General features: G+C 68.4%; 13 protein-coding genes. 1 reads left to right on the top strand and 12 read right to left on the bottom strand.

Features of this window, described 5'->3' with window-relative positions; translation table 11 throughout:
• A partial coding sequence (locus IEY70_RS21205; RefSeq protein WP_229778129.1) for a hypothetical protein occupies positions 1-207 on the top strand: 207 nt, incomplete at its 5' end.
• Between the two features lie 201 nt (positions 208-408).
• On the opposite strand, the gene IEY70_RS20490 is transcribed toward IEY70_RS21205, so the two are convergent.
• From IEY70_RS20490 to IEY70_RS20435, 12 genes are all read right to left on the bottom strand, one after another.
• Positions 409-798, bottom strand: a complete 390-nt coding sequence (locus tag IEY70_RS20490) for a type II toxin-antitoxin system death-on-curing family toxin (RefSeq protein WP_189066882.1) — start codon at positions 796-798, stop codon at positions 409-411.
• 55 nt (positions 799-853) lie between these two features.
• Positions 854-991, bottom strand: coding sequence for a hypothetical protein (locus tag IEY70_RS20485; RefSeq protein ID WP_189066881.1), 138 nt, complete (start codon positions 989-991; stop codon positions 854-856).
• A gap of 92 nt (positions 992-1,083) precedes the next feature.
• Positions 1,084-1,245, bottom strand: coding sequence for a hypothetical protein (locus tag IEY70_RS21200; protein WP_229778128.1), 162 nt, complete (start codon positions 1,243-1,245; stop codon positions 1,084-1,086).
• Positions 1,246-1,382: 137 nt separating this feature from the next.
• On the bottom strand, positions 1,383-1,706 hold the full coding sequence (locus IEY70_RS20475) for a hypothetical protein (protein ID WP_229778127.1): 324 nt from the start codon (positions 1,704-1,706) through the stop codon (positions 1,383-1,385).
• A 116-nt stretch (positions 1,707-1,822) separates the two neighbouring features.
• The gene (locus tag IEY70_RS20470) at positions 1,823-2,095 is read right to left on the bottom strand and encodes a hypothetical protein (RefSeq protein ID WP_189066879.1); all 273 of its coding nucleotides are present in this window, start codon (positions 2,093-2,095) and stop codon (positions 1,823-1,825) included.
• Between the two features lie 33 nt (positions 2,096-2,128).
• Positions 2,129-2,851 (bottom strand): hypothetical protein, encoded by a 723-nt coding sequence (locus IEY70_RS20465; protein ID WP_189066878.1) that lies wholly within the window; start codon positions 2,849-2,851, stop codon positions 2,129-2,131.
• Positions 2,852-2,863: 12 nt separating this feature from the next.
• Entirely contained in the window at positions 2,864-3,244 is a 381-nt protein-coding gene (locus IEY70_RS20460) for a hypothetical protein (RefSeq protein WP_229778126.1), read from the bottom strand.
• A 59-nt stretch (positions 3,245-3,303) separates the two neighbouring features.
• On the bottom strand, positions 3,304-3,732 hold the full coding sequence (locus IEY70_RS20455) for a hypothetical protein (protein ID WP_189066877.1): 429 nt from the start codon (positions 3,730-3,732) through the stop codon (positions 3,304-3,306).
• The gene (locus IEY70_RS20450; RefSeq protein ID WP_189066876.1) at positions 3,729-4,199 is read right to left on the bottom strand and encodes a hypothetical protein; all 471 of its coding nucleotides are present in this window, start codon (positions 4,197-4,199) and stop codon (positions 3,729-3,731) included. The genes IEY70_RS20455 and IEY70_RS20450 overlap by 4 nt, the downstream gene beginning before the upstream one ends.
• Entirely contained in the window at positions 4,199-4,606 is a 408-nt protein-coding gene (locus tag IEY70_RS20445) for a hypothetical protein (protein ID WP_189066875.1), read from the bottom strand. The genes IEY70_RS20450 and IEY70_RS20445 overlap by 1 nt, the downstream gene beginning before the upstream one ends.
• A 3-nt stretch (positions 4,607-4,609) precedes the next feature.
• Positions 4,610-5,197, bottom strand: a complete 588-nt coding sequence (locus IEY70_RS20440) for a hypothetical protein (protein WP_189066874.1) — start codon at positions 5,195-5,197, stop codon at positions 4,610-4,612.
• An 85-nt stretch (positions 5,198-5,282) separates the two neighbouring features.
• A complete protein-coding gene (locus tag IEY70_RS20435) occupies positions 5,283-6,473 on the bottom strand; it encodes a major capsid protein (protein ID WP_189066873.1) in 1,191 nt (396 codons plus the stop codon).
• Between the last annotated feature and the right edge of the window lie 72 nt (positions 6,474-6,545).

The following is a 6,545-nucleotide window of genomic DNA, read 5'->3' as shown; positions in this document are numbered from 1 at the left end:
GGGCTGGGACGTTGTCATTGCCGGACGATCCAGGCGCAGGAGAACTGGGTGTGGTGCGTGGTGGCGGCCTTTCACGCGGTGTTACGGGTGCGTCGGGAAGTACCAGGAGTGACGTGGAGGGCCGCACAACAGCAGGCAGCTCTGAATGCGGAAAAGTACGTCCTGACCGGCCTTGAGCAGGATGGACCTCTGTTTGAGGCCGCGTGACACGTCATCGGCAGTGAAGTGGAAACTCTTGGTCAAGGGAAGGCGAGAGGACCAGATCGCCGAGGCTCGTGGGATTCGTCATAGGGGCTCACCTCCGGAAAGGGGAATGAAAAACCGCCCCGGAGGGCGGTTGAGAGTGCGGTTCAGGTACTGAATCAGCCGGGTGACGGCCAATTCCGGTGCGCTCTACGGCGCGTCTCTTCAGAGGTGCCGCAGATCGTTGTAGTGATCCACGTCATACCCGCATGCTGACAGCAGGGCGTACCGCAGGCCTTCCAGACTCAGGTGCCCGGCGCCCACCAGCTTCACGATCAGCGTCTTCGTCTCCTGCGACCACTTCGGGTACTCGCCGTTCCACTTGAGCGTGATCTCCATGACGTTCAGAGCCGTGCGCTTGTTGGCATCCGAGAAGCCGTGATTCTGGATCAGGAGGTACCCGAGCGCCGCGACCTTCCAGAAGAACGTCGTGTACACGTCTTCCGGACCGACACTCCGCGTGGGTGCGGCCAGGGCACTTTCCACCTGCCCCCGGTCCTTGAATCCTGGGGTGCCGCCGAACGCCTCGAGGATCTCGTCGTGGAGGAGGTACACGAAAAAAGGAGACGGATACTTCCGTCCCCTGTGTTTGTAGTCGTATCGGGGCAATTTACGCCAGGGCCTTCATGGCTTCAGCATTCTTCCGGAGCAGGCTGGCGATCTGCTGCTTCGCCTCTTTCTGGGTCTTGGGCGCCGCGAGGGTGATTTTTTCGGCACCCTTCACTTGCCGGTTCGCTTTCTTCGTCATAGGCACCTCCCGGAAACACTGTGTGCAGACAGTGTTTGTCTGCTCAGCATACAGGGATGTGTCGTCCAAGACCACACTCTGACTTCACTTTTTCACTCCGATCCGCCCGCCAGCGCGATGCCTTCCCACAGCTGAATGAGTGGGCGGCCGTCACGCGCGGCAGGCCAGGACGTCCACACGGGGCCGTGCAGCAGGCCCGCTTTCATGGCTTCGCTCAGTCCGGCGGCCACGTCGCGCGGCACCGGGTAGGGCACGGCGCGCGGTGTGGCCGGGCGGGTGCGGTCGGTGAAGTCCGGGAGGATCCGCGCGTTCAGGTCTTTCGGCGCTTCGGCGCCCCAGGCGATCGCGCCCGCCCAGACCTGCCGTTGCCACTGCCGCTGCTCGGTAGCGGTCAGGGTGGCGAGGGCATGCTGGGCGCGGTCGAGGGGCGCGTCGATCCACTGGACAGCCGGGCACGCCAGGGCGAGAGCCGCGAGGGCACCCGCCCAGTCGAAGGGGGGCCGCTATCGCCTCCCTCCTGGTCCGGCGGGATGGGCGCGCGGGTGGCCTGCCACCACGGGCTGAAATGCTCCGGGGCGGTCAGGTCAAGGAAGTCGTCGAGGGTCAGGTCCGGCAGGCGGCGCGCGAGCAGGGTGTAGATCACCTGCGCCTGCGTGTCCAGTTCCAGCTGGCCCAGGCTGCGCACGAGGCCCAGTTCCCGCCAGCTGGGAGCCAAATAGGGCACCAGCAGCGGGCCGAATGCGTCGACATAGTCGGGGTTCGGTTCCCCGAGGGCCGCTTCTGGCGCGGCTACACGGGCAATATGTCTCTCTTGTTGTTGTTCGAAGTCCATCAGCGTCCTCTTCGGGTGATGGGCAGGGTCAGGCCGGTGTGCAGGCTGACCTGGGGGTCCGTGAGGCGGGGTGCGCGGGCCAGCAGCGCGCCGCGCGGGACGCTCCACTGCCCGGCGGTCTGGTGCAGGCGGGCCAGGGTCCGGTCGCGTTTCAGCGGGGCGTACAGGATGAAGCCTTTCGCCTCGATGCGGTCCTCGTGGACGGTGCAGCCCAGCAGGGCCAGCTGGGGGAGGCGGCCACGTTCCCCCAGCACGATCAGCGGTTCTTGCATGACTCACCTCCCTTCAGTGGGTTGAGGTTGGGTTCAGTTGCCGTTCACGGCCTGCCAGGTGGGCGTGGGGTCGTTCAGGTTCGCCCAGAACAGCCCGCCGGACAGGTTCGCGCTGACCTGCACGCGCTGGCTGTTCCCGGCGGCGGCCTGCCGGGTGGGCGCGCCGATGTTCACGGTGGCCAGCAGCGCGAAGCCGTCGGGGTACATCCAGATGACCCGCTCGCGGTTGTTCGGGCTGATGCTCATGCCGCGCGTGATCAGGCGCTTCACGACCGGGTCGTCGATGCCGCCCAGCGTGCGGATCGTGGCGGTCATGTCCTTGCCGTTCACCACGCGGATCGGGGTGATGCGGCCGTGCACGTTGATGGTCTCCTCCTGGTCGGCCAGGGTGGGGCTGCTCTCCTCCGCGACCGGCACTTCCAGCAGGTTGGTGTACGTGGCCGTGGTGTTGATCGGGACGGCGGCGGGCGCGGCCTGGATGGCGACGGCCGTGCCGGCGTTCGTGACGGTGGCGGCGGCGGTGGTGGTGACCTGGGTGGTGCCGAAGGTCAGCACGGTGCCGCTGGGCAGGTCCACGTTGCTGGGGGCGCTGATGGTCATGGTGGTGGCGTTCGCGGCGACGGCGGCCGCGTTGGTCAGGGTGGTGGCCGGGATGATGGCGCTCGCCCCGACGGCCAGCAGGTACGTGACGAGCCTGGTGCCGCTGTAGGTCTTCGGGGTGTTGTCGGCGGGCAGGGTGGCAGGAAGGTCAGCCATGGTGGGACTCCTTTACGTCGCCTGGACGTAGGTGAGGGCGAACCGCTGGCCCGCGTAGTGCGTGCGGGTGGCGGCATCAAAGCGGGTGGGCATCCCGTCGGCGGGACTGGCGCCGCCGCGGCGGAGCTTGAGGGTGGGGTGCCGGTCGATCTCCCCGGCGCGGCGCCTGAGGTGCGCGAGGAGCAGGTCGAGTTGCGTCTTTCCGACAGCGGTGGGTGCGGCGCCGTAGAGCATCACGAGCACCAGCCGCTGCCGCTCCTGGGCACCATGCAACTGGCGGACCAGGGTGTCGCCCGTGTCGCTGGTCACGGCGTAGACCGTGCCGGTCGGCGGGAGCGGGGTGGGAACCAGGTGGCTGGCCACGGCGCCGGTGTCGTCGCGGGCCAGTGCCACGCCCAGCTGCGCGAGAAGTTGATCGATGGTCAGGTCGGGTCACCTCCGGGGGGTGGCGTTCACTGCAGGGTGTTCAGGGCCGCGCGGATCCGGGCGTGCAGTTCCGGATCCCCGTGTGCCTTGGAGAGCCAGGGGCGGGCGCCGTAGGGCGTGGCGCGGTTGACCGGTGAGGTGGGAGGCTCCGGGAATTCCAGCGCCCAGGCCTCCACAGGGACGGACGCCACGCTGTTCAGCGCGCCCACGACCCAGAAACCGTCGGTGAGCTGGGCTGTTCCCAGGCAGGCCAGCAGCGCGCCGCTCTGCCTGGCCGGGTACTCACCGGGGTTGCTGCTGGGGTTCGGCAGGCCAGGATGATGCACCCCGCTACCGGGCTGGTTCAGCTTCTCGCGCAGGAAGATCAGGGTCTCCTGCGCCATGACTTCCAGCGCGGGTTGCAGGTGCCGGCGCAGGCGCTCCCGCGCGTCCGGATGGAGTTTCAGCGTGGTCACGCGCTGCGTCCTTCGGTGGCGCGGGCCGTGAACGACCACGCGACACGCTGCGTCCCTTCGTCCACCACGTCACCGATCGGAGCCAGCGCCAGCGGTCCGGGTAACTCGCCACCCGACACGAGCAGCAGAAGGCCCGGCTCGTGCAGGGGCGCACTCCAGTGGACATACACCTCCCACAGCGGAAGGGCCGTGTCCGCGCCCAGTTCGGCCTTGTCCCTGGCGTCCAGCTGGAACGCGACGCACGGGTACTCACCCAGGGGAGTCTCGGCTCCCACTGCGCCGGGGGCCGGAGCCACCCCCGGCGGCGTGACCGGCATGCCGGTCTCGTCCAGTTCGGGGGGTGGGAGCGCCTCAGGGTCAGCGGGCCGCACCTGCGCGCGGAACACCTGCACCCGCTGCCCGAGTGCCGGGTAGATCCGGTCCAGCACCGGGCGGGTGACGTTCTGCAATCGGGCGGTCGTGAGCATCAGAACCTCACGTCGACGTCTAGAGACACACTGCCCCCCTGGGCACGCGCCTGCGCCTCACGGTGAACTTCGGCCTTCAGCGAGCGGGCCCGCTCGCTCCACGCGGCCGCCCGGTTGCGTTCCGCCTCGCCCGCTGCCTCGCCGTTCAGCTTCGCCTCGATGCGCCCGACCTTGACCGCGCTGACCGCCGCGGCCTCTTCCAGCGCCTGAGCGGCCAGCTGACCTGCCCGGGCAGCCAGGCGGTCCAGGACGTACCCGGCCACGAGGCGCAGGTCGCCGTGCACCTCCAGCGCCTGGCTGAGGTTTGCGGCGCGCTCCGCCGCAGGCAGCAGGGCCTCCCAGACGACCCACGAGTCCTCCTGCACCAGGAACTTCACTCGGTCGAGTTGCGTGTCGGTCAGGGGCACGGATTACGCCTGCGCCGTGAGGGCGTCCAGGGCTTTCTGCGCGAGCTTGTCGCCGATGCCGTCCACCTTCTTCAGCCGGTCGAGCGCGTCGGCGGGCAGCAGGGCCTGCTGGCGGAGCGTGTCGAGTTCGCTGGTGAGCATCGCCACCTGCCCGGCGGCGTGCTGGGCCTCCTGCACGACCCGGGCCAGCACCTGCGTGAGTGTTTCCTCGCCCCGGCGCAGCGGGGCCAGCAGCCGCTTGGCTTCCTCAGTGACGGTCTTCTCGAACAGGGAGGGTTCCACCCTGGCTTCCTCGATCTCGCGCAGCAGTCGCCCGATGACTTCCTCCGGGCTGCTCTCGTCCTGCTGGGCGGGGCGCAGGAGTTGCTCGATGCCCAGCAGGCGGTTCTGGTAGCGCCGGGCCGAATCCTGCGCCTCGCTCAGCGCCTCGGTCAGTTCGTCCTCGCTGGCGTCCGACAGGACATCTCCTTCGACCGGGGTGAGACCCAGGGTGCGGGCGAGTTCTTCGGGCACCTGGGTGGGGGTCTCGCTGGGGCCGTACGTTCGGCCGTCCAGGCGGACGGTCTGGGGCATCCGCTTCACTGTGATCATGCGCATGGGGGTACCTCGTGGGTGGAACGGAGCGCGAGTGACCCGTTTCAGGTCACTCGCTGGTTGGGCTGGATCCGGGTGGAGATCAGGTCATGGCCGTGGTCAGGATCACCAGGCGTTCGGGTGCGTCGAAGATCGTCAGGCCGTTACTGGCGCCCTGCGCGATGGCGTGCATGGGGCGGCTCTGCGGGGTGTACGCGTTCAGCCAGATGCCGGGGCGGCCGTCGCCTTCCACGGTGGGTCCGATGTGCGTGCGGCCCAGGCCGGGGCGGGTCACGACGCTGCCGTCCGTCATGGTGACCATCACGTCGTTCCCGCCCACCACGGCGATCTTTCCGTCCGGCAGCACCTGCTGATCGGCGTAGGTGCGGCCCACCTTGATCTTCACGGTGCGGCGGTACCCGACCAGGGTGTACCCGTCGCGCTGGTCGGTGCTGAGCGTCTGGTTCGGGCCGATCAGGCGGCGCATCGTGACGATCTTGATGTTCCCGCCGGCGCTGGTCTGCTCGCTGGTGACGGCCACGGGACTGCCGGCGCTGTCGATGATCTGGTGCAGGGTGTTCATGGACATGATCCGGGTGCGGGTCGTGCCGAGGATGGCGTCCGCGGCGCGCATGTCCGTCCAGAACCGGCTGCTGCTGCCGCCGTACGCGTCGTTGCCGGTGCGCGTGGCGAACCGGTTCGCGGCGGGCACGTTGTAGTCGATGGTGCCGCCGCGAAGCGCCAGCTGGCCGGTGGTGAGGGCCTCGCCGCGCATCAGCTCGTAGCGGTCCGTGAAGGCCTGACGGATGACTTTCTGCAGCCAGTTCACGACGAACTTCCGGATGTAATCCAGGCCGTTCCCGGTGATCACGCCAGCGCGGATGTTGATGACCATGGCCTGCAGCTCACGCTGCTGCTGTTCGGTCATGGTGGTCTCGGCGGTCCACTTCGCGATGGGTTTGGAAAAAGCGTCGATCTCCATGCCGCCGACCTGCGCGTAGGGGCTATCCATGCCGGTCTCCCCGGCGGGCGTGGTGATGACTTTCAGGGTGCCGCTCTTCGCTTCGTAACTGGCGCGGAGTTCCTCGGGCAGCACGGCCAGCAGCGCGTACTCGCTTTCCGGGACGGGCTGGTTGGCGAGGTTGAAGTAGTCCTGCGGGGTGAGGGTGCTGAGGATGGCGCCGACGGTCAGCGCGTCCCCGCGCGGGCCGAGCACGCCGGCCAGCAGCGTGGCGGCCAGCAGCGTGGCGGCCATGGTGCGAACGCCAAGAGCGGTCTTGAGCAGGTGGGTCATGAAACTCCGTCTGTGATTAGCGGTCGACCGAAGGGCCGAGTACCGGGTCAGCGCATCAGGCCGGTCAGGACC

The organism is Deinococcus seoulensis (genome assembly GCF_014648115.1).
Lineage (GTDB): Bacteria > Deinococcota > Deinococci > Deinococcales > Deinococcaceae > Deinococcus > Deinococcus seoulensis.
This window is presented reverse-complemented; position numbering and strand designations above follow the sequence as displayed.

What these genes read in the sequence shown, in the direction of transcription:
- IEY70_RS20450 (WP_189066876.1), bottom strand. Translation starts at nt 4,199, where the DNA reads ATGCTCACGACCGCCCGATTGCAGAACGTCACCCGCCCGGTGCTGGAC.
- IEY70_RS20470 (WP_189066879.1), bottom strand. Translation starts at nt 2,095, where the DNA reads ATGCAAGAACCGCTGATCGTGCTGGGGGAACGTGGCCGCCTCCCCCAG.
- IEY70_RS20440 (WP_189066874.1), bottom strand. Translation starts at nt 5,197, where the DNA reads ATGATCACAGTGAAGCGGATGCCCCAGACCGTCCGCCTGGACGGCCGA.
- IEY70_RS20465 (WP_189066878.1), bottom strand. Translation starts at nt 2,851, where the DNA reads ATGGCTGACCTTCCTGCCACCCTGCCCGCCGACAACACCCCGAAGACC.
- IEY70_RS20435 (WP_189066873.1), bottom strand. Translation starts at nt 6,473, where the DNA reads ATGACCCACCTGCTCAAGACCGCTCTTGGCGTTCGCACCATGGCCGCC.
- IEY70_RS20485 (WP_189066881.1), bottom strand. Translation starts at nt 991, where the DNA reads ATGACGAAGAAAGCGAACCGGCAAGTGAAGGGTGCCGAAAAAATCACC.